Source organism: Alcanivorax sediminis, assembly GCF_009601165.1.
In the GTDB taxonomy this organism is placed as follows: domain Bacteria; phylum Pseudomonadota; class Gammaproteobacteria; order Pseudomonadales; family Alcanivoracaceae; genus Alcanivorax; species Alcanivorax sediminis.
In genome coordinates, this window is record NZ_WIRE01000004.1 from 45308 (window position 1) to 68273 (window position 22966).

The 22966-nt window shown below is 58.9% G+C and carries 19 protein-coding genes; 11 read left to right on the forward strand and 8 right to left on the reverse strand.

Features of this window, described 5'->3' with window-relative positions:
• Nucleotides 1–66: 66 nt before the first annotated feature.
• The 7 genes from GFN93_RS16780 to gatC all read right to left on the reverse strand — a co-directional run bounded on the left by GFN93_RS16780 (nucleotide 67) and on the right by gatC (nucleotide 8315).
• The gene (locus tag GFN93_RS16780; protein ID WP_194285843.1) at nucleotides 67–2727 is read right to left on the reverse strand and encodes an RCC1 domain-containing protein; all 2661 of its coding nucleotides are present in this window, start codon (nucleotides 2725–2727) and stop codon (nucleotides 67–69) included.
• A 205-nt stretch (nucleotides 2728–2932) separates the two neighbouring features.
• Nucleotides 2933–3079, reverse strand: coding sequence for a hypothetical protein (locus tag GFN93_RS16785; RefSeq protein WP_153502453.1), 147 nt, complete (start codon nucleotides 3077–3079; stop codon nucleotides 2933–2935).
• Between the two features lie 36 nt (nucleotides 3080–3115).
• Nucleotides 3116–3898, reverse strand: coding sequence for a cyclic nucleotide-binding domain-containing protein (locus GFN93_RS16790; protein WP_153502454.1), 783 nt, complete (start codon nucleotides 3896–3898; stop codon nucleotides 3116–3118).
• A 294-nt stretch (nucleotides 3899–4192) separates the two neighbouring features.
• Nucleotides 4193–5008: a crotonase/enoyl-CoA hydratase family protein gene (locus GFN93_RS16795; protein ID WP_153502455.1), complete on the reverse strand. Its 816-nt coding sequence runs from the start codon at nucleotides 5006–5008 to the stop codon at nucleotides 4193–4195.
• Nucleotides 5009–5092: 84 nt separating this feature from the next.
• Nucleotides 5093–6553 carry an Asp-tRNA(Asn)/Glu-tRNA(Gln) amidotransferase subunit GatB gene (gatB, locus tag GFN93_RS16800; protein WP_153502456.1) on the reverse strand — a complete coding sequence of 487 codons (1461 nt, stop codon included), beginning with the start codon at nucleotides 6551–6553 and terminating at the stop codon, nucleotides 5093–5095.
• A complete protein-coding gene (gene gatA / locus GFN93_RS16805) occupies nucleotides 6550–8010 on the reverse strand; it encodes an Asp-tRNA(Asn)/Glu-tRNA(Gln) amidotransferase subunit GatA (protein ID WP_153502531.1) in 1461 nt (486 codons plus the stop codon). Before gatA ends, gatB begins: the two co-directional genes overlap by 4 nt.
• Before the next feature lie 17 nt (nucleotides 8011–8027).
• On the reverse strand, nucleotides 8028–8315 hold the full coding sequence (gene gatC / locus GFN93_RS16810; RefSeq protein ID WP_153502457.1) for an Asp-tRNA(Asn)/Glu-tRNA(Gln) amidotransferase subunit GatC: 288 nt from the start codon (nucleotides 8313–8315) through the stop codon (nucleotides 8028–8030).
• Between the two features lie 285 nt (nucleotides 8316–8600).
• Between gatC and GFN93_RS16815 the strand changes: the two genes are divergently transcribed.
• The 9 genes from GFN93_RS16815 (at nucleotide 8601) to GFN93_RS16855 (ending at nucleotide 19816) form a co-directional block, all read left to right on the forward strand.
• The gene (locus GFN93_RS16815; protein ID WP_153502532.1) at nucleotides 8601–9638 is read left to right on the forward strand and encodes a rod shape-determining protein; all 1038 of its coding nucleotides are present in this window, start codon (nucleotides 8601–8603) and stop codon (nucleotides 9636–9638) included.
• Nucleotides 9638–10486 (forward strand): rod shape-determining protein MreC, encoded by an 849-nt coding sequence (gene mreC, locus GFN93_RS16820; RefSeq protein ID WP_153502458.1) that lies wholly within the window; start codon nucleotides 9638–9640, stop codon nucleotides 10484–10486. The genes GFN93_RS16815 and mreC overlap by 1 nt, the downstream gene beginning before the upstream one ends.
• Nucleotides 10476–10967 carry a rod shape-determining protein MreD gene (gene mreD, locus GFN93_RS16825; protein ID WP_153502459.1) on the forward strand — a complete coding sequence of 164 codons (492 nt, stop codon included), beginning with the start codon at nucleotides 10476–10478 and terminating at the stop codon, nucleotides 10965–10967. The genes mreC and mreD overlap by 11 nt, the downstream gene beginning before the upstream one ends.
• Nucleotides 10968–11108: 141 nt before the next feature.
• Nucleotides 11109–11702 (forward strand): Maf family protein, encoded by a 594-nt coding sequence (locus tag GFN93_RS16830; protein WP_153502460.1) that lies wholly within the window; start codon nucleotides 11109–11111, stop codon nucleotides 11700–11702.
• A gap of 2 nt (nucleotides 11703–11704) precedes the next feature.
• Nucleotides 11705–15553: a YhdP family protein gene (locus GFN93_RS16835; protein WP_153502461.1), complete on the forward strand. Its 3849-nt coding sequence runs from the start codon at nucleotides 11705–11707 to the stop codon at nucleotides 15551–15553.
• Nucleotides 15550–16386: a carbon-nitrogen hydrolase family protein gene (locus tag GFN93_RS16840; protein WP_153502462.1), complete on the forward strand. Its 837-nt coding sequence runs from the start codon at nucleotides 15550–15552 to the stop codon at nucleotides 16384–16386. Before GFN93_RS16835 ends, GFN93_RS16840 begins: the two co-directional genes overlap by 4 nt.
• On the forward strand, nucleotides 16386–17822 hold the full coding sequence (tldD, locus tag GFN93_RS16845; protein ID WP_153502463.1) for a metalloprotease TldD: 1437 nt from the start codon (nucleotides 16386–16388) through the stop codon (nucleotides 17820–17822). The genes GFN93_RS16840 and tldD overlap by 1 nt, the downstream gene beginning before the upstream one ends.
• A complete protein-coding gene (locus tag GFN93_RS16850) occupies nucleotides 17822–18283 on the forward strand; it encodes a Crp/Fnr family transcriptional regulator (protein WP_153502464.1) in 462 nt (153 codons plus the stop codon). The genes tldD and GFN93_RS16850 overlap by 1 nt, the downstream gene beginning before the upstream one ends.
• Nucleotides 18284–18322: 39 nt before the next feature.
• Complete coding sequence (locus GFN93_RS16855; RefSeq protein WP_153502465.1) at nucleotides 18323–19816, forward strand: C13 family peptidase; 1494 nt, start codon at nucleotides 18323–18325, stop codon at nucleotides 19814–19816.
• Nucleotides 19817–19930: 114 nt separating this feature from the next.
• Here the strand turns inward: GFN93_RS16855 and yjgA are convergent, their stop codons facing one another.
• Nucleotides 19931–20470, reverse strand: a complete 540-nt coding sequence (gene yjgA, locus GFN93_RS16860; protein ID WP_153502466.1) for a ribosome biogenesis factor YjgA — start codon at nucleotides 20468–20470, stop codon at nucleotides 19931–19933.
• 42 nt (nucleotides 20471–20512) lie between these two features.
• On the opposite strand from yjgA, the gene pmbA reads away from it, so the two are divergent.
• Together pmbA and GFN93_RS16870 are read left to right on the forward strand one after the other, a co-directional pair.
• The gene (gene pmbA / locus GFN93_RS16865; RefSeq protein WP_153502467.1) at nucleotides 20513–21868 is read left to right on the forward strand and encodes a metalloprotease PmbA; all 1356 of its coding nucleotides are present in this window, start codon (nucleotides 20513–20515) and stop codon (nucleotides 21866–21868) included.
• Between the two features lie 34 nt (nucleotides 21869–21902).
• Complete coding sequence (locus GFN93_RS16870) at nucleotides 21903–22685, forward strand: BPSS1780 family membrane protein (RefSeq protein ID WP_235902110.1); 783 nt, start codon at nucleotides 21903–21905, stop codon at nucleotides 22683–22685.
• Nucleotides 22686–22966 lie beyond the last annotated feature (281 nt).

Here is a 22966-nt window from a genome sequence, read left to right on the forward strand (position 1 = left end):
TCTTACTACCCCGTGAGCGCGAGAGTATAAAAAAAGGCGCCTGAGCGCCTTTTCGTGAGCGAGTACTCAGAAGCCGATGATAATCCCGGTGGGGGACTCTGCCATCAACTCCATCGTGGGTTCATTATTCTTTAGGTAATCGTTACCCAGGGCACCGGTGGAACTGCGCCCCCAGCACATCAGGGCACCATTGGTCATTAGGCCGCAGGCATTGCGCTCCCCCACGCTCAAGGCCGCGAGGGCCGCATTGTCGCCATTGAAACCGATAACGGTTGCCGGGGTGGCGGAGTCGAGCTGATTCCCTCGGCCGAGAGTGCCATCGCTGTTGCTGCCCCAACATTTAGCGCCGCTATTGCTGAGTCTTGCACAGGTAAAGTCCGAACCCACGCTGACGTCGGTGGCGCTGGGAAGGCCCTGTACCTCAACCGGGGTGTAGGCATTTTCAGTCAGGCCGTCGCCCAGCTGGCCACTTCCATTGGCGCCCCAGCAGCGCACGCTGCCGTTTTTCATGACGGCACAGCCGTGGTTCCACTCCAGCGACAGGCTTTTTGCGCGGCTGGCATCGCTACTGCCGTCGATACCGGCGACAACGGTGGGTGTGTCCAACTGATAGACCTGGTCATCACCAACCCCGAGGCGACCGTCGCTGTTCGAGCCCCAGCACTTTACGGCTCCAGTATCGAGCAGGGCGCAGCTGTTGTATTCGCCCACATCGATCTGAGTTGCACGGGCAGTAACGCCATCAAGGCTGGTCACATCGACGGGCTGGTAGCTCTCTGTGGTAACGGTACTATCTATGCCCAGCTGACCATCGTAGTTTTCTCCCCAGCACTTCACTGCACCCGTTTCCATGAGGGCGCAGGCGTGGCTGTAACCAATAGCGACGGCGGTGGCTTTTGTGGTGCCATCCAGGCCGTAAACGTTGGTCGGGCTGGCGTTCTTGCTGATGTTGGGATCCTGGCCGAGCATGCCGTAATCATTGTAGCCCCAGCATTGCACAGCCCCCGTGCTCAGCACTGCACAGGCGGAAGAATAACCGCGAGAAATGTGCGTCGCGGTGGCACTGATGCCATCAATGCCCGATACCGCCATGGGCGTATCGGTAAACTCCAGCGCGGTCTGGTTTTGTCCGGTGCCGAGGACGCCATTGTCGTTGGTGCCCCAGCATGACAGGGCTCCGCTGGTGTCGATGGCGCAACCGCCATCCTGGCCCATATCGAGTGCTATCGCGTGTGCATCGGTGCCGTTGAACAGGGATACCGGGCGAGGGCTGCTCTGGCTGTCCCAGTTGCCCAGGCCCAGCCTGCCGTATAGGGCGTAGCCCCAGCACATGACACCGCCGGTCTCAAGGGTGGCGCAAGTCCGGTTGGCATTATTCGTCACCTTGGCGACACTGCGGTTCACGCCATCCAGGCCGATGACTGCAACAGGCGAGAGTCGGTGTTCGGTGGTGCCGTCACCAACAATGCCGTAATCGTTTTCCCCCCAGCATTTCAGTGCACCGGTTTCCATCGCTGCACAATTAGCTGAGATCGCGATGGCCGTGGTGTCGGGTGTCAGTCCATCAATACCGTCGACTTTTTGCGGTGCCGCGCTGGAGGCACCCACGAAGCTGTTGCTACCGAGGCTGCCATTGCCGTTATAGCCCCAGCAGACAACGTCATCATTTTCCAGCAGGGCGCAGGTGTGGTTGCTGGCGCTGGCAATGGCTGTTGCAGATTTGGCGGCGCTGCTGCCATCCAGTGAGCCGTCGCTGAGCTGGAAGAATTGATTGTTGCCACCACATTCGACGGCGCCGTTGTCGAGCAAGGCACAGACATGGGCCGCACCAGAAGCAATCGCGGTGGCGACCTTGGTAATGCCGTCTATGGGGGTGGAGGCTGGGGTGTCACCATCTCCGATATCGACACCGCTTGCCCACTCCCCCCAGCAGGTCAGGGCGCCTGTGGCCAGCAGTGCGCAGCTGTGTCGTTCACCCGCGCTGACCTTGGTGGCATTGCTGATGCCGTCCACAGCCAGAGGGATCGCCGATCCAGAGGTTGAGCTGTTGCCCATCTGGCCACGAGAGTCCTGTCCCCAGCACTCCACGGCGCCATTCTCCAGGGCGACGCAGGTGTGATAATCCCCGGTGGCCACATCGACCACGGACAGTGCTGTCAAGGATGCGTTGTATTTACTTATGCGGGTTGGGACGTAGACGATATCCGGGTCATAGTTTGCGGCCGCGATACCGGAGGTGTTTCTTCCCCAGCAATAGATTTGTTTGCTGTCTCGCAGCAGGCAGGAGTGACTGCGTCCGACACTTACCTTGCTGACCTGGTCTATGGGGGCATCATAATTGACATGGGTGTAAAGCGTCTGGCCTCCGGTGGTGACGGAGATCTCGGTCTGGCCTTCGCCTGCGGCGACACCGGGTGCAACGAAGCGCAGTTGTGAATCCGCGGCGATCAGCAGCTCGGCAGGCTCGCCATTGACGGCGACGGCGCTGGTGTTTTCCAGGGAAACCCCCGCGATTTCCAGCACATAATCCTTGCCGGTGCTCGGAACTTTATTCTGATAAACAGTGAAGATTTCCGGTGTGGCGGGTTTGATGCCGACTGAGCTTGTGTTGTTGCCGGCAGCGCTTCCCCCTCCGCCGCCACCGCCACAGGCGGAGACCAGTGCTCCGATGAACAAAATCGTCAGTGGTTGTTGTATGGGGGGCTTCCCCAGTGATGCCCAATTCATAGTCCCTCCTTTTACTGAGCTTGAGCAAGTCAGTACCGGTGTCTTGATACGCATAAATTATTTTATCGGTGGGTATGAGGGGGCGAATCACTCTGAAGGGTGAATTCAGGCTGATCGAGCGCAGGTGGGCGACTTGAAGGAGGCGCACAGAAGATCGTCCCGGGCGGGCCTCCGGGTCAGGCGGGAACGGACTGTCGACCAGTGGTTAGTGGTCGACAGAGTCGCTATGGTGGGCTTGCTCCATCATGCCGGATTCCATATCGGTCATGGGCATGGGCTCGTCCGTGGTCAGGCCGATGATGATGAGAATCACCACTGCAATAACAAACGCCGCACCGAGTAAGTGTTTCATGACAACACCTCTTTTCATCGTCGGTGGCGGCGTCAATCAGGCTGACAGTTCCACCACCTGTCCATTGAGCGTTTTGATCTGCCGGGCCATATCGGACAGCAGGCTGTGAATCATGCCCGGGTTGGAACGAATCAGGTCCTTGAACTCGTGTTTGGGTACCTTCACCACGGAGCAGCGCGTTTTGGCGCGCACCGTGGCGCTGCGAGGGGAGTGGGTAAGCAGGGCAATGGCGCCGACCACTTCTCCTTCGCTGACTGACCCGACAACCACGTCATCCACCAGTACATCGGCTTCGCCTTCGAACAGGCTGAGCACGTAGTCTGCTGGCTCGCCCTGACGAATGATCACATCCCGTGGCTCGAAATAGGCAAAGCCGGTGGTGGTGTAGGATTCCTCTGGAATATGGGCCGCCAGCAGTCTCACCAGCATGGCCTGTTGGGTCGTCAGAATACGGGTCCACAGGCGAGCCAGTTGAACATCTTCCAGAATCGCTTCTACCAGTTTGACCGTCGGGTAGGCTGCCAGCAATACCGCGCTTTCTGCATAGTAGGTGATTTCGTTGTTGCCGGCGTCGGGGAGAATCAAGTCCCCTTCATCCCAGATAAACAACTTTCTGTCCTGGCAGCGCATACCCAGCATACCGCCCTTGATGACATAGGTGGTGTCTTCGCACATGCCGTGGCGGAAGGCGTCGTCAGTCGGGATAAGGGGTAGCGTTTGCGGTTGCAGGGGCAGCTGCCCGATGAGCTCGTTCACCTGGCGCTTGTACATCCGGGACAAGGCGGCAAAACCGCCACTGGCTTCGGCCACAGATATCATACTTTGCCTCTAGGACTGTGTTGTTTTCCTCGAGTATGCAGGAAGAAAGCATTAGGAAACAGGACGAGGTTGGCAGATGTGCACGCCGGACGCGAGACGCCAGATGCCTGGCGTGGAAAGACAAAAGCGCCTTGTTCCGTTTGCTGGACAGGGATGGATGGCAAGAAAGTTTTGTCGTGGATCAAAGGGGGGGGCGGGTTGGTCAGACCTCCGACTGGCCCTAAAAAGCCCGCCCGGTTTTTCCGGACGGGCTTTTAACGTGTTGCATCAAGTGTGCTGCGTGATGCATCTCTCTCAATAATCGCGCTCTCGAGGCAAGAACTCTGGCGGCTGCTTTTTCTTGCCAGCGGCCAGGGCGCGGCGATAATTCTTGCCGCGCATCAGTTTGAATTGCATCTTGCTTTCGATATCGAATGCCTGGGATTCGGACGCATTCCAGGTTTTGTGGAACAGGCTCTTGCCGGCACTGATGCCATCGGGAGAACGCGTCTTGATGGCCTCGGCCAGCTTCTCGGCTTCTTCGAGCGGGTTGTTCGCCACCCGGGTGACCAGATTCAGCTGTTTGGCTTCTTCGCCACTGAACAGTCGGCCCGTCATGGTCAGTTCCTTGGCCACATCCATGGGGACCAGCTCCCGAAGGGTAACCGTGCCAGTCATGTCCGGGATGAGGCCCCACTTGATTTCCATGATGGACATTTCGCAGTCGGGGGTGGCAAAACGGAAATCCGCCGCCAGGGCAATCTGCATGCCCCCGCCATAACAGTAACCGTGCAATACCGCGATCACCGGAACCGGTAGCTCTCGCCAGCACCAGCAGACTTCCTGAAACAGGTTGGTCTTCTTGATGCCGTACTTGGTAAAGCCCTTGAGGACTTTTAATGGTTGCGTCATCACAGTGCCGAAATCCAGGCCGGCACAGAATGCTTTGCCGTCACCTTGCAGGATGACAACGCGCAGGGAGCGATCTTTCTTCACCGCCTTGGCGGCGTCGATCAGGCCTTCCATCATGTCGAAATCCAGGCCGTTATATTTATCGGCGCGACTTAACGTGATGTAGGCAATGTCGTTTTTCTTTTCCAGAGTGACGCGATTACGGAAAGTTTGAGTCATGGTTGAGTTCCATGCCTGATGCTCGACGCCAGCGGCCCGACGCAATTCGTACATTGCGTCGGCCGTCTGGTTCGGCGACCGGCGTTATCCCAGTTTGTCCTTCAACAGCTGGTTGAGCTGTTGCGGATTGGCTTTGCCTTGCGTGGCCTTCATGGCCTGACCAACGAAGAATCCGATTTTTTTCTTTTTCTTGTCGTCGTCTGAACTGCGGTAATCTTCAACCTGCGGAGCGTTATTGGCGATGATGTCGTCAACAATTTTTTCCAACTCACCGCTGTCGCTCATCTGCTTGAGGCCTTTGGTTTCAATGATGACATCCGGGTCACCCTCGCCGGCCCAGCACGCTTCGAATACCTGCTTGGCAATCTTGGAACTGATGGTGCCATCCTTGAGGCGGGCAATCAGCTGGCCCAACTGTTCAGCGGAAACCGGGCTGTCGGTAATGGGCTTCTCTTCTGCATTCAGCCTTGCAGCCAGTTCTCCCATTACCCAGTTGGCGGCCAGCTTGGCGTCGTTGCCGGCTTTGGCGGCGCCTTCAAAAAATGCAGCGGTGGCTAGATCTCCAGAGAGCAGATCCGCGTCATACTCGGACAGCTGGTAGTCGGCCATGAACCGCTCCTTGCGCGCGCCAGGCAATTCCGGCATGGCGGCTTTCAGGGCGTCCAGATCCGCATCGGTGATTTCCACTGGCAGCAGGTCCGGGCAGGGGAAGTAACGGTAATCGTTGGCGTCTTCCTTGCTGCGCATGGAGCGTGCGGTGTGGGTATCACCGTTGTAGAGGCGGGTTTCCTGAACAATCTCGCCGCCGTCTTCTAGCACATCAATCTGACGTTCCACTTCGAGCTTGATGGCGCGTTCCATGAAGCGGAAGGAGTTCAGGTTTTTGGTTTCGGTACGGGTACCGAGCGGCTCGCCAGGCTTGCGAATGGAAACGTTCACATCAAAGCGCATGTTGCCCTGGGACATGTCGCCATCGCAGATGCCGATGGACGTGACAATGGCGTGCAGTTTTTTTGCAAACGCCACCGCTTCTTCTGCGTTGCTCATGTCCGGTTCGGTGACCACTTCGATTAGCGGGGTGCCAGCGCGGTTCAGATCAATGCCGGTCATGCCATGAAAGTCTTCATGCAGGGATTTCCCCGCATCTTCTTCCAGGTGGGCATGATGAATACGGACAATTTTTTTCTCGCCCTCCCCACCTTCATTGCCCTTCGGGGCCAGCTGCACTTCAACGACACCTGCGCCAACGATGGGCTTGTCCAGCTGGGTGGTCTGGTAGCCTTTGGGCAGATCCGGATAGAAATAATTTTTCCGCTCGAACACGCTGTGTCGGCAGATGTCCGCATTGATGGCAAGGCCGAACAGCGCCGCTTTGCGTACCGCTTCCCTGTTCACTACTGGCAGGGTGCCGGGCATGCCTAGGTCTACCAGCGAAGCCTGGGTGTTGGGCTCTGCGCCAGTGGACAGCTTGCTGCCGGAAAACAGTTTGCTGGTGGTATTGAGCTGGACGTGAATTTCCAGACCGATCACGACTTCCCAACTCATTGTTCACCTCCAAAAGCCGGTAGCTGACGATGCCAGTCCGTCGCTTGCTGATACTTGTGCGCCACGTTGAGAATCTGGCCTTCACGGAAATAGTTGCCGATCACCTGGGTGCCGGTGGGCAGGCCGTTGATGAAACCGGTGGGCATGGACAAGGCGGGGAGGCCGGCAAGGTTCACGCCGATGGTGAAGACGTCGGCCATGTACATGCTGACTGGATCATCTTTCTTGGCGCCAAGCTTGAATGCGGTCTCCGGGGCGGTGGGGCCCATCAGCACATCCACCTTTTCAAAGGCGCGGGCAAAGTCGTCACGAATCAGGCGACGAACCTGCTGAGCGCGACGGTAGTAGGCGTCGTAATAACCGGCGGACAGCGCATAGGTGCCCACCAGGATACGGCGCTTTACTTCGTCACCAAATCCTTCGGAACGGGAGCGCTTGTAGAGGTCCTCCAGATCCTGCGGATCGTCACAGCGATGGCCGAAACGTACGCCATCGAAACGGCTCAGGTTGGAGCTGGCTTCGGCGGGGGCGATCACGTAATAGGCGGGCACGGACAGCTTGATGCTGGGCAGGGATACCGACACCACTTTGGCGCCCAGTTTTTCCAGTTCGCGAATGGCGGCACGGCTGTTGTCAGCGATGGCGCCGTCCAGCGTAGCGGGGAAGAATTCTTCCGGGATGCCGATGGTCAGGCCGCTGATATCCTCATTCAGGGCGCCAAGATAATCGTCCACTTTTTCATTCAGGCTGGTGGAGTCACGGTGGTCATGACCCGCCATGGCCTGCAGCATCAGCGCACAGTCTTCCGCGCTCTGGCCCATGGGGCCGGCCTGATCCAGGCTGGAGGCAAAAGCGATCATGCCCCAGCGGGAAACCCGGCCATAGGTGGGTTTAAGGCCGGTGACATTGTTCAGTGCCGCCGGCTGGCGAATGGAGCCGCCAGTGTCCGTGCCGGTAGCGGCGGGGGCCAGACGTGCCCCCAGGCACGCTGCGGCACCACCGGAGGAGCCGCCGGGAACCCGTTCCAGATCCCAAGGGTTTTTCACTGCGCCGTACCAGCTGGTTTCATTGGAGGAGCCCATGGCGAACTCATCCATGTTGGTCTTGCCCAGCATGACGGCGCCTTCGGCGGCCATCTTTTCCACCACGGTGGCGGTGTAGGGCGCAATAAAGCTGTCCAGCATCTTCGAGCCACAGCTGGTGCGTACACCTTCGGTGCAGAAGATGTCCTTGTGGGCGATGGGCAGGCCGGTGAGAAGGCCGGCCTGGCCGGCGGCAATGGCCTGGTCAGCGGCGTCGGCCTGGGCCAGTGCCTGCTCTTCAGTGACGGTGATGAAGCTGTTCAGCTCACCATCAAATTGCTTGATGCGGGCCAGAAAGTGTTCGGTGAGCTCCCGGGAAGAGTACTCGCCGTTGGCGAGACCGGCCTTGAGTTCAGTCAGAGTCTTGTCGTGCATGGCGTTGCTTGTTCCCATTATTCGATCACCCGGGGTACCAGGAAGCAGCCTTCTTCGGCGGCAGGGGCAATTTCAAGAGCCTTGTCGCGAATATTCGGCTCGCTGACCACGTCTTCACGCAGCGGCTGGGTCACGTCCAGGGGATGGGCCATGGGCGCCACGTCGGCCACGTCGGCCTGCTGCAGCTCATCCACCATCGCAAGGATGTCATTGAGGCGGCTGGACAGGTCTTCGCTGTCTGCCGTGTCCACTTTCAGGCGAGCCAGGTGGGCAACCTGGGCTACCACCTTGGAATCAATGGCCATGGTTTTCTCCATGTAGGCATGGTGTCGGGGCACTATCTACAGGGGAGTGCAAAAGGGTGCACTCGCCGATATGGGTCCGGAAAGCGGCAAAAAGTACCATAGACCGCCTATCCGCGACCACTGTCCGGCGGTGAGAAAGGGCCAGCAAAGCGGAGAGAAGCGTGACGCCATTGCTTGCCCAATGATCGCGCCGTTGCTAGAGTTGCGCCATCTTAGCGATGCCCTGCTTTTTTCCGTTGGGCATCGGATTTTCGCGAAAAAATCAGGAAACTGGCCAGGATGTCCATGATCAAGCGTATTCGGGGGATGTTCTCCACCGATCTCTCCATCGATTTGGGGACCGCTAATACTCTTATTTACGTACGCGGCCGCGGCATCGTGCTGGATGAGCCCTCTGTGGTTGCTATCCGGCATCACGGTGCCCAGAAGAGTGTGGCTGCTGTGGGGGCTGACGCCAAGCGCATGCTGGGCCGTACCCCCGGTAACATTACTGCCATCCGGCCGATGAAAGACGGCGTGATCGCCGATTTCGACGTGACCGAGAAGATGCTTCAGTACTTCATCAAGAAGGTGCACGACACCGGGTTCTTCCCGCCGGCGCCCCGAGTACTGGTCTGTGTGCCGTGCAAATCCACCCAGGTGGAGCGTCGTGCCATTCAGGATTCCGCCTACGGTGCGGGTGCCCGTGATGTCTACCTGATCGAAGAGCCCATGGCGGCTGCCATCGGTGCCGGTCTGCCGGTAGAGGAAGCACGTGGTTCCATGGTGGTGGATATCGGTGGGGGTACTACCGAGATTGCCCTGATTTCCCTTAACGGTGTGGTGTATTCCGAATCCGTACGGATTGGCGGTGACCGCTTCGATGAAGCGATTGTGGCCTTTGTTCGCAAGGAATATGGCTCCCTGATCGGCGAGTCCACCGCCGAGCGTATCAAGCACGAGATCGGTACAGCCTACCCGGGCGCTGAAATCCGTGAAATCGACGTGCGTGGCCGGAATCTGGCTGAAGGGGTGCCGCGCAGCTTCACCCTGAACTCCGAAGAGATTCTGGAAGCGCTGAAAGAGCCGCTGGCGGCCATCGTCAACGCGGTCAAGAACGCACTGGAAGCGTCCCCGCCGGAACTGGCCTCCGATATTGCCGAGCGTGGCCTGGTGATCACCGGTGGTGGTGCCTTGCTGCGTGATATCGATCGCCTGCTGTCTGAAGAAACCGGCCTGCCGGTGATCATTGCCGACGACCCGCTGACCTGTGTGGCCCGCGGTGGTGGCAAGGCGCTGGAGCTGATGGACAGCCAGGGCTTTGACATGCTGGCCATGGGCTGATGTCGGCTCCGGCCAATCCTCTTTACCGCCTCGTTGCTGCGCTGATCCTCTCCATTTGTGTCATGGTGCTGGATCAGCGTACGCCGTGGGCGGAGCCGATACGCTACTTTCTGGGTGCCCTGACGGCCCCCGTGCATTACATTGCCCACCTGCCGGTGGATTCTGGCCAGTGGCTATCCGAGCAGGCGCAAAGCCGCTCCTCCCTCCTGGATGAAAACCGCCGTTTGCAGCGCAAATCCTTGATTCTGGAGCAGAAGGTCCAGCGTCTGGCCGTGCTGGAAGCAGAAAATGTTCGCTTGCGTGAGTTGCTCAATTCCTCCGCCAATCTGGATGCCAATGTCCTGGTGGCGGAGATCATTGGCCTGGATGCAGACCCAAACCGGCAGGAGCTGGTGATTAACAAGGGCGCGGGCTCCGATGTGGTCACGGGACAGGCGGTGCTGGATGCCCAGGGGCTGATTGGTCAGGTGGTTGAGGCGGGCCCACTGAGCTCCCGGGTTCTGCTGCTGACCGATGCCAGTCATGCCATGAGTGTTCAGGTTAACCGCAACGGTGTGCGCGCGGTGCTGGCGGGTACCGGCCAGGTCGGTGGGCTGCGCTTGCTGTATGTGCCGGACACCGCGGACATCGAGGAAGGGGACCTGCTGGTGAGTACCGGTCTCGGGCAACGCTATCCCCGCGGTTATCCGGTAGCCAAGGTGACCAGTGTCCGTCATCAGTCTGGCGCGGCCTTCGCCGAGATTACCGCAAGACCGACTGCCCGTATTGATCGCGCAAGCCACGTTTTGCTGGTTCAGCCGTCCGCCCTGCCTGAGCGCAAGACCCCGGAGGTGAGTGATGAGGGATGATCGTCCCGCCGGCTCCGGCGTCATCATTGTGACTTTGCTGCTGGCGGCTTTGCTGGAAGTCGTCCCGCTGCCCGAGGCCATCAACTGGGTGCGTCCTGAGTGGATGCTGTTGGTGCTGGTCTACTGGGTATTGAGCTTGCCGCGCCGGGTGGGGGTGCTGTGGGGCTTCTTTGTGGGCCTGTATATGGATGTGCTCAGTGGCTCCACGCTGGGGCAGTGGGGGCTCGGTTTCTCTCTGGGAGCCTACATCATGCTGCTGGCGTACAAGCGCATGCGGGTGTTTACGGTATTGCAGCAATGTGCGGTGGTCTTCCTGCTGGTGGGCTCGGTGAGCCTCCTGGCGTATCTGGTGCAGGAGTCCGTGGGGCGCACCCTCTATCCCCCCTACACCATCCTCTATTCTTCTCTGGCCAGTGCGGTTGCCTGGCGTCCAGTCTGTGCACTGCTGCGCTGGGTTCAGTTACGGTTTATTGTACGCTGAACAAGCAATTAATAATTAATAGCGAATAATGAATAATTGAGATGTTCATGGCGCGGCGTGGTCACATATGACTTGCTGTCGCGCCCGGTTTGCGTAGTTATTAATTCTTCATTATTAGTTATTCATTATTAACTGGTTTTTATGACTCTCTACCTTGCTTCCGGGTCCCCCCGCCGTGCCGAGCTGCTCCAGCAGATCGCCGTGCCTTTCACTGTGCTGAAAGCGCCGGACATTGATGAAAGGCCGCTGCATAACGAAGATCCGCAGTCCTATGTGGAACGCATGGCGAAGGAAAAATCCCGTGTGGGTGAGCTTCGTCGCCAGAGCGAGGGGCTGCCGGACGGTGCTGTGCTGGGCGCCGATACGGCCGTGGTGCTGGGCAAAGAGATTCTCGGCAAACCCCGTGACCGTGATCATGCCCTGCAGATGTTGCGGGCACTCAGTGGCAACGAGCACCAGGTCATATCTGCACTGGCACTCACCCAGGGCCAGGCCTGTTCTCTGGCCTGCAGCATAACCCTTGTGCGCTTTCGGGAGCTGAACGAGCACCAGCTGGCGCGCTACGTGGCCACGGGAGAAGGGGATGACAAGGCCGGAGGGTACGGCATTCAGGGTTTGGGAGGCGCGCTGGTGGCACAGTTGACGGGCAGTTACAGTGGTGTGGTGGGCCTGCCGCTTGAACAAACGGTAGCGCTACTTGAGCAGGCCGGCCTCGACTACTGGCGCATTGATTGAACATGGCGAAGATACCTTTTAAAACCTGGCGACGACTCTACCTGTCCCTCTGGGGCCTGGTGGCACTGTGCCTGCTGTTGGTGGCGGCCTATGTGGTACTGGCCCGCCAGGCGATGTTGCTGGTGCCGGATTACCGAGAAAAGCTGGAGTTGTTGTTCGAGGAGAAGGCTCAGACGCCCCTGGTCATTGATGAGCTTGAAGGGAAGATGGCAGGGCTTGTGCCGCAGTTTGTAGCGCGCCGCATACGTTTGCCGGCCCCGGAGGGAGAGTCCCCGCTGGAATTGCAGGAAGTGGTGCTGAGTGTCGATGTCCTGCGCTCCCTGCTGGTCCGTGACCTGGTGTTGAAGGAGCTGCGCATCAAAGGGGTGGCCTTGCACCTGGTGCGAGGTGACGATGGCAAGGTGCGCTTGCGCGGCCTGGATATCAAGAACAGTTCTGCCAGCAACGAGCCCGCGCCCATAGAGCGCTTTTTGCGCATTTTTTACCGCCAGCAGTTGCTGACCGTCCATGACGCACAGTTGTCTCTGGACTGGCCGGGAATGCCGCCGTTGGCCGCCTCCAGATTGAGCGCTACCCTCATCAATGATGGCGACAATCACCTGCTGTCTCTGAACGTAGAGGCCCGGGACCGTCCCCTTCGGCTGGAAGCCAAGGCGCATCTTTATGATGATGCCTTTGCTCTGGATGAGGTGGATGCGGACCTGTATCTCAAGGTGCGCGGGCAACGTCTTGAAGAGTGGCTGCCTTCGACCCTGAAATTGCCGCTGTCGGTGGAGGGACTGCAAGGCAAGCTGGAATTCTGGGGGAGCCTGGAAGCCGGGCAACCGCAGGAAGGTCAGCTTGCCCTGTCAATGCCGGCGGTGACCCTGCGTGATGACAAGATGCTCTGGCCTCTGTCCGCCGTTTCCGCTCGCCTGGCACTCAAGCGCGATGATGATCAGGCGGTGTTAAGCCTGCTGAATCTGAGCGGGCAGACGGCCGCCGGCCAGCTGCGACTGGGTGATATGGCGTTGCAATGGGATACCGAAGGTGAGCAGCGAAGCTGGCAGGCACGCACCGGAGATTTGCCGTTGCGTGCGCTTAGTCAGCAGCTGCAGCAATGGCCGTTTGCCCTGCCCGAGAAGGCTGACAAGCTTCGTGAATTACTCAAGGCCTTGTCGCCCCAAGGTGTGGTGGATGGCCTCTATGTCCGGGGTGTTGGCCGTTCCCTGGAAAATTTTCAGGCTCGTTTTACCGGGCTTGGCAATCAGGCCAGTGGCAAACTTCCGGGAGTTTCTCGCCTGAGTGGATGGGTCTCCGGTAATTCAGAGCAGGGACGTGTTCATCTTTACAGCGATAGCCTGGCACTGAATCTGCCTTTGCTATTCGACCAGCCCCTGGCCGGGCAGATGGCCGGGGTGCTCGACTGGCGCCGCGACGGGGATGACTTGACGGTGCGTAGCGGCAGGTTGCGCGTTGTGAATGACGACGCCCATGGCGAGGCCATGGTGTCGGTGAAGGTGAGCAAGGGGCAGGTGCCCGAGTTGCGCCTGGCCGCGGAGATCTATGACGGTGACGGGGCTCAGGCGAGCCGCTATATCCCGTTGCGCAAATTGTCCGATGGCCTGGCCGACTGGCTGGGCCAGGCCTTGCAGGGCGGGCACTTGAGGCGAGGCCAGCTGCTCTATCAGGGGCCTGTCAAAATTGACCCGGATCACCAGCAGGACCGTACCTTCCAGATGCGATATCAGGGCGAGGATATTGTCATGTCAATCCTCCCCGAATGGCCCCTGGCCCGTAATGTGACGGCGGATGTGTTTATTAATGGCCGTGAAGTCAGGGGGATTGCCTCGAAAGGCAACATCTACGGTAGCGAAGTAAGCCAGGTGTATGTCGACGTCCCTGCATTCGCTACCGAGCAAGGGCCGAGATTGATTGTCTCCGGCAAGTTGAAAGGGCCGCTGGCAGATCTGGACTCGCTGATGCACGACACGCCTCTGCAAAAGCAGTTGCCGGAAGAGCTTCTGGACTGGCGTATGCAGGCGGGCAACGTGGATGGCCGCCTGCTGCTGGATTTTCCCTTCAAGCCAGCCAAAGATGAGGGGCTGACAGTCATTGTGGATGGTCGTGTTGAGCAGGGTGTGCTTGAAAACCCGGCACGTAAACTGATCGTCAGTGACGTGAAAGCGCCCGTGTATTTCCACCTTCGCGACGGGGTGCAGATCCCGGAACTGCAAGCGTCTGTATTGGGCGGCAAGGTTACCGGGCGCTGGGAAACAAACCCGCAGGGAAGTCAGTTGGCGCTGCAGGGCGCGTTGCCTGTGAGCCAGTTACGCGACTGGCTGGGCTTTGCCTGGTTGTCGCCAGCCAGCGGAGATATGCCCCTGGAAATGACAATGGATATACCCTGGAAAGAGACGGGGTTTGCCCTTCGTGCGCACTCGTCCTTGCGCGGAGTGGCCGTGGATGCGCCGGCACCGCTGGGGAAAAAGGCGGATACGGAAAGCAGTCTGGATGTGGAAATTCGCGGAGAGGGTTCCCGTCAGAACTTGTACCTGGATGTGGGCAACCTCTGGCGTGGGCGGATGGCCATCGGGCAGACCCCGTTGCGCGGGGATGTGGTGGTGGGGGCTGGCAGCCTGACTCTGCCGGAGTCTGGTATCTCTCTGCGCGGTCAGCTTGCCAGGGCTAATGCGGCGGACTGGATTGATTTTATTTCCGAGAAAATGGTGCCCGCTTTTGAGCGTGATCCGGGGGAGGCCTCCGGTAATGAAGCAGAAGCTGAAGCGTCGATCAGTAAAGTCAGCCTGCGGATTGAGTCGCTGGATCTTTTTGGCGTGAATGTGAACGATGCCAGCCTTTCAGTGTTGCCGACCAATCAGGGCTGGGATCTGGCCCTCAGCAGCAAGGCCATTGCGGGTTCGGTACGCATTCCCGAGGGTTTTGAAGCGCGCGGTGACAAACCGCTCTCGTTGTCGGTCAGTCGAATGAATATTGCCATGCCTGCGGTGGAAGAGGGAGATGCCGTGACGCCACCAGTTTCCCCCCTGCAGCTCCCGCCCATGGATGCCCGTCTCGATAACTTGAGGGTTGATGGCGAAGAGTACGGTGAGTGGAAGGGGAGTGTTCGTCCGCTGGCACAAGGTGTGCGTATTTCCAACCTGGTAGGCAACTGGCGCTTTACCGAGATCGAGGGCAGTCTGGACTGGACAGAGCAAGCTGGAGATAGTGGCAGTCAGTACAGTCGCTTCAGTGGTCTTGTGAAGGCAGAAAAGCTGGAAAGAGCGCTGAAAGCCTGGGATATGCCTGAGTTGATTCAATCGGACGATGCCCAGGCCAAAGTGGTGCTGGGATGGCAGGACTGGCCGCTGAACCCGGACTATCTTGCACTGGATGGTCAGGCTCGCGTGGATATCGGCGAATGCCGCATCCCTGAGACTGACACCAAAACGTCATTCCTGCGGGTGCTTGGGGTGTTGAATTTGGGCACCATCCAGCGACGGCTGCGACTTAATTTTTCCGATCTGTACAAGAAAGGTTTGAGCTGCGACAGCATTACTGGTGACTTCCTGATTGAGGGCCCGTTGGTATCGACCACGAATCTGCAGATTCGCTCTCCGTCGGCCCAGATTGAAGTGCAGGGGCAGATGAATCTGGACAAGGAAACCCTTGATCACAAGATGGAAGTGACCCTGCCGCTGTCCAGTAACCTTTATGCGGGTTGCCTGGCAGGTCCCGCGGCCTGCGCCGGCATTTTTGTGGTGGAGCGGATCTGGGGCGACAAGCTGGATCGCACTGCCACCCTGGAATATGCGGTAACGGGCACCTGGGCTAACCCGAAAGTGACTGAGACCGAAGGGATATTCGAATGACGCAGACAGTGAGGTTGGCGGCAATCCAGATGACCAGCGGCAGTGAGGTCCAGGCCAATCTGGATGCGGCCCGGCGCGGCTTGCGGCAAGCGGCCGATGCGGGCGCGGCGCTGGCGGTGCTACCGGAGAATTTTGCCCAGTATGGTGGCGATTACCGTAGCCTCTCTGCCCAGTATGTCTGGCTGAAAGAATGGCTTTGCGAGCAGGCAAAAACCCTGGGTATGGCCATTATTGGGGGGAGTATCCCTGCCGGGGAAAGGCTGGACGGCAGCCCGGTGCCGGCTCCACTGGTGCGGGCCCGTAGCCTGGCCATTGATGAAAATGGCAGGGTGCAGGGCACGTACGACAAGCTTCATTTGTTCGATGCCCAGGTCAATGATGCCCAGGGACGTTACTGCGAATCGGACGTTTTTGAGCCGGGAGACCAGACTCAGGTGGTGACGTTGGCTGGACTGAAAGTGGGGCTGGCGATCTGCTATGACCTGCGCTTCCCGGCTCTCGCGCAGCAGCTGGCAAGGGATGGGGCCGATCTACTGGTCTACCCTTCGGCATTTACGGCGGTGACCGGTGCGGCCCACTGGGAGTTGCTGCTGCGGGCCACAGCGGTACAGACGGGTTGCTATACACTGGGCGCGAACCAGTGTGGTCAGCATGCGCCGCGTCGTGCCAGCTTCGGTCGTTCCCTGCTAGCCAATCCGTGGGGAGACGTGATTGCTGCTCTGGATGATCATCCTGATGTGCTTGTTGCCGAGCTGGACCTTGCTACCATGAAGGAACTTCGCCAACGTATCCCGGTGCAACGTCACCAACGACTCCAGATTAAAGGTCCCTGATGAGCGATACCCTGTCCATTGCTGAATCCATTCTGTTGGCCCCTGCGAACTTGCACACCGGCCAGCTGGAATCCTTGCTTAACGGTAAGCTGACCGGGCAGGCGGATTATGCCGATATCTATTTCCAGCACAGTCGCCATGAGGCCTGGGTGCTGGAAGATGGCATTGTCCGTGACGCCAGTTTCAGCACCGAGCGGGGCGCCGGCGTGCGCATTGTTCAGGGGGACAAGACCGGCTTTGCCTACAGCGATGACATCACGCTTGCGGCCCTGCAGCAGGCCAGCGGAGCGGCCCGGGCGATTACTCGTCAGGGGCAGGATCGTCAGATCCGCCTGGCCAGTAGCCAGGCGCCGGTCCGCTATCAGGCGCTGGATCCCCTGCAGGGCTGGCCAGCGGAAGAAAAAGTGGCGCTGCTGCAGCGTCTGGATGCCCTGGCCCGTTCACTGGATCCGGCCATTGTGGAAGTAACGGCCAGCCTCAGTGCAGTTCAGGACGTGGTCATGGTGGTGGCCAGCGATGGCACCCTGGCTGCAGATGTGCGGCCATTGATCCGCTGTAATGTGAGTGTGATTGCCGAACGGAATGGCCGTCGCGAGCGCGGCAGCGCGGGTGGCGGCGGTCGCGTCAGCTATGACTGGCTGCTGCAGGATAATCGTGTGGAAAGCTGGGCCCGGGAAGCGGTGCGTGGCGCATTGCTGAATTTGGAAGCGGAAGCGGCCCCGGCGGGCTCCATGCCGGTGGTCTTGGGGCCCGGCTGGCCGGGAGTCCTGTTGCATGAAGCGGTGGGACACGGCCTGGAAGGGGACTTCAATCGCAAGGGCACTTCCATGTTTGCCAAAAAACTGGGCCAGCAGGTGGCCTCCAGTCTGTGCACGGTGGTTGATGATGGCACCCTGCTGGATCGTCGTGGCTCGCTCAATGTGGACGATGAGGGGACCCCCAGCGCCTGCAATACCCTGATCGACAAAGGCAAACTGGTGGGCTACATGCAAGACAAGACCAATGCCCGACTGATGGGGGTGGCTCCCACCGGCAATGGCCGCCGGGAGTCTTATGCGCACCTTCCCATGCCGCGCATGACCAACACTTATATGCTGCCGGGCGAGAGTGATCCGGAAGAAATTATCGCCAGCCTCGACCGTGGTATCTATGCAGTGAACTTTGCGGGTGGCCAGGTAGATATCACCTCAGGTCGCTTTGTGTTTTCCACCAGCGAGGCTTATCTGGTGGAAAAGGGCAAGATTGTCTGCCCGGTGAAAGGGGCGACCCTGATTGGCAGCGGTGCTGAAGTGATGGACCGCATTTCCATGGTGGGTAACGACCTGGCACTGGATTCCGGCATCGGCGTGTGCGGCAAGGAAGGCCAGTCCGTCCCGGTGGGGGTCGGCCAACCGACGCTGCGAGTGGATGCTCTCACGGTTGGGGGAACTGCCTGATGTCCTCGGTGCTGGACACCCTGGCGCGGATGCGTCTGTTTGAGGGTTTAAGTGAGGATGAGCTCGAACTACTGGAAACGCTGGTGTTTGTGAATCGGGTGTCCGCCGGGCAGACGGTATGCGAAGAGGGAGACCGTAGTGATTTCGTCTGCTTTGTGGTGCGTGGTTCCCTGGATATCGTGAAGACCAATGTGGACGGCGGTGAAGTGGTAATTGCGCATCTGCATGCGGGGGATTCCATGGGCGAGATGGCCCTGGTCGATAACGAGCCACGCTCTGCCACGGTCAGGGTGGCGGAGGATGCCACCCTGATAGTACTGACCCACAAGGGGCTCGATCAGTTGCGCAAGCGCAGTCCCAGCGCGGCGACCCAGGTCATGGAAAATATCGCCCGCCTGCTGTGTGTGCATCTGCGGCGCACTTCCTCTCAGCTGGCGCAGTTCAAGCTGGCCGCAGGCTGAACGTCTCCTTTTTGGGTCGCTGTAAACGGAACCAACAAGATGAACAAGATCGTTGCCTTGCTGCTGCCGTTACTCCTGGCTGCCTGTGATCCGCTACAGTTGCCCGCAGATATCCAGCTGCCGGATGGCGCGGTATATGACGGTGATATTGAAGACAACCTGTTCCATGGTCAGGGCGTGCTGACATGGCCGGATGGGCGTCGTTACAGCGGTGAATTCCGCCAGGGTCTGATGACCGGAAAGGGGCGACTGGAAGACCGCGATGGTTGTGTTCAGGAAGGTGACTTCGTTCAGGGCGTGCTGAACGGTGAGGGGCGCTATGACTGCGACGGCAGCAGCTACCAGGGAACCTTTAAAAATGGTGAGCTGATCAAGGGCTCAGCGGCCTACCTGGACGACAACACTTACCAAGGTGAATTTCAGCATTTTCAGCCTCACGGTAAGGGCAAGTGGACCACCGCGTCCGGAGAAGAATTTGAAGGCCAGTTTGTTGACGGCTTTCTGGAATCCGGCCGTTATCAGAACCAGAGTGGCATGGTTTACCAGGGGGAGTTCGAGTGGTTCAGCTTTGATGGCAAAGGCGAGCTGACCCGGCCTGATGGTGTTGTGATCAGAGCGCAGTTTGAGAACGGTCAGGCGCAGGGCAAGGGGGTTCGCATCCTTCCCGGTGAAAATGGACCTGTGGAAGAAAAAGGATACTTTGTTGCTGGCGACTACTACCCCAGCAAGCAGGCCTACGAGCAACGCGAGAAGGCGCAGGCATCAGGGATGGAGGCACGGCTTTATACCGAAGCCAGTCGCCTGCAACTGGTCCTGTCTTCGCTGGCGCCGCAGCGGCCAGGTGTTCGTGACGTGTACTTCCTTGCCATTGGCGGCGACGGTACTTCCGGGGTGTTCAGCCGGGAAGTGGATTGGGTCAGCGAACAGCTTGGCGGCGTGCTTGACCTCAAGCGCCGTCAGGTAAAACTGGTCAATGGCGGCGGCGATGAACTGCCGCTGGCGACCCGCACCAGTGTGCATGAAGCCCTGAACGCGCTGGATGGACTGATGGATCCGGAGGAGGATCTGCTGCTGGTGCACATCGTTAGCCACGGCACCTCCAACGGTGAACTGGTGCTGGATACCCGTAATATGCCGTTGAATAACCTGACCGTGGCGGACGGCAAGCAGTGGCTGAATGCCCTGAAAGTGAAGCATCAATGGATTGTGGTGTCTGCCTGTTATTCCGGCCAGTGGGTCAATGCGCTGGCTTCGCCACGGCGAGCGGTGTTTGCCTCTGCAGCGCAGGATCGTACTTCGTTTGGCTGTGGTGATGATTCCGAGCGTACCTGGTTTAGCCGCGCCCTGTATGGTGAGGACATGGGTGCCGGCATCCATGACCCTGATGCCTGGTTTGCTGCCGCCAGCGGCCGGGTGACCGCCATGGAGCAGGAGCAGGGCATCGCCGAGGAAGAGCATTCCCTGCCGCAGAAGTCCGTGGGGAAAGGGTTTGTCAGTTGGTGGCAGAGTGAGACGCTGACCGCGCCGAACTGACAAACTGCAAGCTACAACGCGTCCAAGGCTTCCAGGATTTGAAGCGCCTTGCCCGCGAACACTGAAAGGGTGCGCGGGTGTGATGCTTTTGGCGTGTTGCGTGAAGCGTCGTCATCAATACAGCGGCGCAGTCTTGTCCAGCTGATTGAGGTAGTTCATCAGCTTGCGGCGCTCCCGTTTGAATTTGTCTTTGTCTGCGGCGCTGGCCGTGTCCGGGTCCGCCACTTTTGACTTCAGTGCGTTGCGGGTCAGGTTGCGCAGTTGCTGACGATCGCCGTGTGGGTAGGCATCCAGGATTTGTTGCAGCGTGGCGTCTGCATCGCGGGGTTGATCGCAGGCTGCGATCTGGTCTACCCAGTTGCTCAATCGCTGCTGGCGGAACGGGTCATTGAGTGCGGCCAGTGCCTGCTCAATCTGTTCGATGTTGGATTCGCGCACCAGGCGACCAATGTAGAGTGAGTGGCGGCGGCGCGCTTCGTGGCTGGTAATGCGGCGAGCCTCCTCCAGACCTTTTATCAAACCGTCGCTGAGCGGTAGCCGTTGCTGCTCTCCCTGCTTCAGCTCCATGAGCGACTGCCCAAGTTCCTGCAAGGCCAGGTCATCACGTTTCTGTTCTGACTTGCTGGTGTACTGGTCGTCGTTATACTCGGTCATCGGATCCACTATTTATCGTCTAGGTAACGGAAGCGCTATTTTATGTCTGATTCCCCCGTAACGACAGCGGTACTCGACGCAGCGCAGCTGCGCCAGGCAGAAGACACGGCCAGCTGGGTGCTGGAAGAGGGTAAACGCCTGGGCCTGGATGGGGTGGAGGTGAATGTGAGCCTGAGCCAGGGGTTCTCGGTCAATGTGCGTCAGGGGGAGGTGGAAACAGTGGAGTTCCACCGTGATCGAGGTGTTTCACTGACCGTCTTCAAGGGCCTGTGCAAGGGCCATGCGAGCAGCTCTGACGATAGCCGGGATAGCCTGCGTGACAGCCTCAAGGCAGCCGCAGCCATTGCCAGCTACACCGAAGCCGATAAATATGCCGGCTTGGCACCGGCGGCCGAGCTGGCCAAAGAGATTCCCGACCTGGATCTCTACCATCCCTGGGAAATGGACACGCCGCGCGCTATTGAAGAAGCGCTGGCCTGCGAAACGGTAGCGCGCGCGGACAAGCGGATCGTGAATTCCGAGGGGGCCTCGGTGAACAGTGGTGCCAGTCTGCGCGTGTTCGCTACGTCTGAAGGGTTCCTGCATGGTTATCGCGGCACCCACCACAGCCGCGTCTGCAGTGTGGTGGCCGAGGATGCCGAGGGAATGCAGCGGGATTACTGGTATGACGGCGGCCGCATTGGAGCCTCACTGCAAAGTGCTCAGGAGGTGGGCGAGCAGGCCCGTGAGCGTACCCTGGCCCGGTTGGGGGCGATTATCCCGGAGACGGGTGAATTGCCGATCATCTTTGCTCCTCAAGTGGCTTCCGGCTTGCTGGGTCATCTGGTTTCCGCCATCAGTGGAGGCTCCATCTACCGTCGCAGTTCGTTCCTGCAGGACAGCCTGGGCAAGGCCGTGTTGCCCAAGGGGTTTGCTCTGGGTGAACAGCCGCATCTGCCGGCCGGTAATTCTTCTGCGCCTTTTGACGGTGATGGTCTGCCTACCCGCGCCCAGTTCTTTATAGAAGATGGCATTCTCAATCAGTTCGCACTGGGCCTGTATGCCGGCCGCAGACTGGGCATGGCTCCCACTGGCAATGGCGGCGGCGTCCGCAATCTTCATGTCACAGATACCGGTGAATCCCTTGAGGCGCTGATGGCAAAAGCGGGCAAAGGTATTCTGGTGACGGAAGTAATGGGGCAGGGGGTCAATGTGGTTACTGGCGACTACTCCCGTGGTGCCACTGGTTTCCTTTTTGAGAACGGTGTCATACAACAGCCGCTTCAAGAGTTTACGATTGCGGGGCATCTTGGCGATATGCTGAGAGGTATTCAGGGGAGCGGTACGGATGTGGATCGTCGTGGCAACATTGCCTGCGGTTCTTTGCTGCTGTCACCCATGAAAATCGCAGGGCGATAACATTATCCATTTGTGGGGGAACATGATGTCTGAAATGAATCCATACCAACAGCCGACCGCGGATGTGGCGGTGCCAGTACAGGGCGGGGAACTGACGCTGGGCGAGCCCAAAAAGATTTCAGTGGGCGATGCCATGGGTTGGTTTGGCCAGGGCAAGGAAATGCTGTCAGGTAACTGGGGGCTGGTGATTGGCAGCCTGATCGTGATCATGCTGTTGAACATGGCCGTGCAGTTCATTCCCTTTATCGGCTGGTTGGCTGGCATGTTTATCATGACGCTGCTGTATGCCGGACTGGTGAAAATGTTCTACCGTCTTGATAGTGAAGGCAGTGCCGAATTTGCTGATTTGTTTGCGGGCTTTTCGGAGAAGACCGGTCCGTTGGTGATTCTTGCGCTGATCCAGATGGCGGTGTATTTCGTGGTAATTGTGGTGGCGTTGGCTGCCGTGTTCATGGTGTTGGGTTTCGATGCAGACACCCTGAATGCCATGGAATCCGGCATTATGCCTGATTCGGCGGCCAGCGGAGGTGCAATCGCTGCGGTTGTGTTCGTGATGTTCCTGCTGTTCGTGGGGATTGGCCTGCTGTTTTACTTCAGCATTCCGCTGGTGTTTCTGGGCAATCAGGGGCCGGGTGAAGCGCTTGCTACCAGCTTCAAGGCCTGCCTGAAAAACTTTGTGCCGTTGTTGATCTACGGCATCGTGGCAACACTGCTGGTGATGGTGGCCTCCATTCCCCTTATGCTCGGATTGCTGTTCGCCATGCCGTTGCTGGCAGGAGCCTACTACGCTTCCTTCAAACAGGTATTTGCGGAATAAGGCCTCAGGCGCATAAAAAAAGCCGGAAGGGTTTCCCTTTCGGCTTTTTTGCTTGAGCTACGAGCTACGCTTGATTTGATAGGGTAACCCCGAATAGTTTCCGAATTTCTGCATTCAACGAAGCCGCTGTAGGAACGTAGCGTAGCGGAGTAACGCACGGAGTGCGGCCCCGAAGGGGTGAGCGCAGCGAATAACCTGCCTGCAGGCGATCCGAGCCTCAGCGAGGTAAGGATTCCAGAAACGCCTTAAGGATGGGCCGGTGAGCAGGTGGCATGTGCGGT

Coding starts and splice junctions, on each gene's coding strand:
- GFN93_RS16815 (WP_153502532.1), top strand. CDS start 8,601: ATGATCAAGCGTATTCGGGGGATGTTCTCCACCGATCTCTCCATCGAT.
- GFN93_RS16870 (WP_235902110.1), top strand. CDS start 21,903: ATGAATCCATACCAACAGCCGACCGCGGATGTGGCGGTGCCAGTACAG.
- yjgA (WP_153502466.1), bottom strand. CDS start 20,470: ATGACCGAGTATAACGACGACCAGTACACCAGCAAGTCAGAACAGAAA.
- GFN93_RS16780 (WP_194285843.1), bottom strand. CDS start 2,727: ATGAATTGGGCATCACTGGGGAAGCCCCCCATACAACAACCACTGACG.
- gatB (WP_153502456.1), bottom strand. CDS start 6,553: ATGAGTTGGGAAGTCGTGATCGGTCTGGAAATTCACGTCCAGCTCAAT.
- mreD (WP_153502459.1), top strand. CDS start 10,476: ATGAGGGATGATCGTCCCGCCGGCTCCGGCGTCATCATTGTGACTTTG.
- GFN93_RS16850 (WP_153502464.1), top strand. CDS start 17,822: ATGTCCTCGGTGCTGGACACCCTGGCGCGGATGCGTCTGTTTGAGGGT.
- GFN93_RS16785 (WP_153502453.1), bottom strand. CDS start 3,079: ATGAAACACTTACTCGGTGCGGCGTTTGTTATTGCAGTGGTGATTCTC.
- pmbA (WP_153502467.1), top strand. CDS start 20,513: ATGTCTGATTCCCCCGTAACGACAGCGGTACTCGACGCAGCGCAGCTG.
- GFN93_RS16790 (WP_153502454.1), bottom strand. CDS start 3,898: ATGATATCTGTGGCCGAAGCCAGTGGCGGTTTTGCCGCCTTGTCCCGG.
- GFN93_RS16835 (WP_153502461.1), top strand. CDS start 11,705: ATGGCGAAGATACCTTTTAAAACCTGGCGACGACTCTACCTGTCCCTC.
- tldD (WP_153502463.1), top strand. CDS start 16,386: ATGAGCGATACCCTGTCCATTGCTGAATCCATTCTGTTGGCCCCTGCG.
- GFN93_RS16855 (WP_153502465.1), top strand. CDS start 18,323: ATGAACAAGATCGTTGCCTTGCTGCTGCCGTTACTCCTGGCTGCCTGT.
- GFN93_RS16830 (WP_153502460.1), top strand. CDS start 11,109: ATGACTCTCTACCTTGCTTCCGGGTCCCCCCGCCGTGCCGAGCTGCTC.
- gatC (WP_153502457.1), bottom strand. CDS start 8,315: ATGGCCATTGATTCCAAGGTGGTAGCCCAGGTTGCCCACCTGGCTCGC.
- gatA (WP_153502531.1), bottom strand. CDS start 8,010: ATGCACGACAAGACTCTGACTGAACTCAAGGCCGGTCTCGCCAACGGC.
- mreC (WP_153502458.1), top strand. CDS start 9,638: ATGTCGGCTCCGGCCAATCCTCTTTACCGCCTCGTTGCTGCGCTGATC.
- GFN93_RS16795 (WP_153502455.1), bottom strand. CDS start 5,008: ATGACTCAAACTTTCCGTAATCGCGTCACTCTGGAAAAGAAAAACGAC.
- GFN93_RS16840 (WP_153502462.1), top strand. CDS start 15,550: ATGACGCAGACAGTGAGGTTGGCGGCAATCCAGATGACCAGCGGCAGT.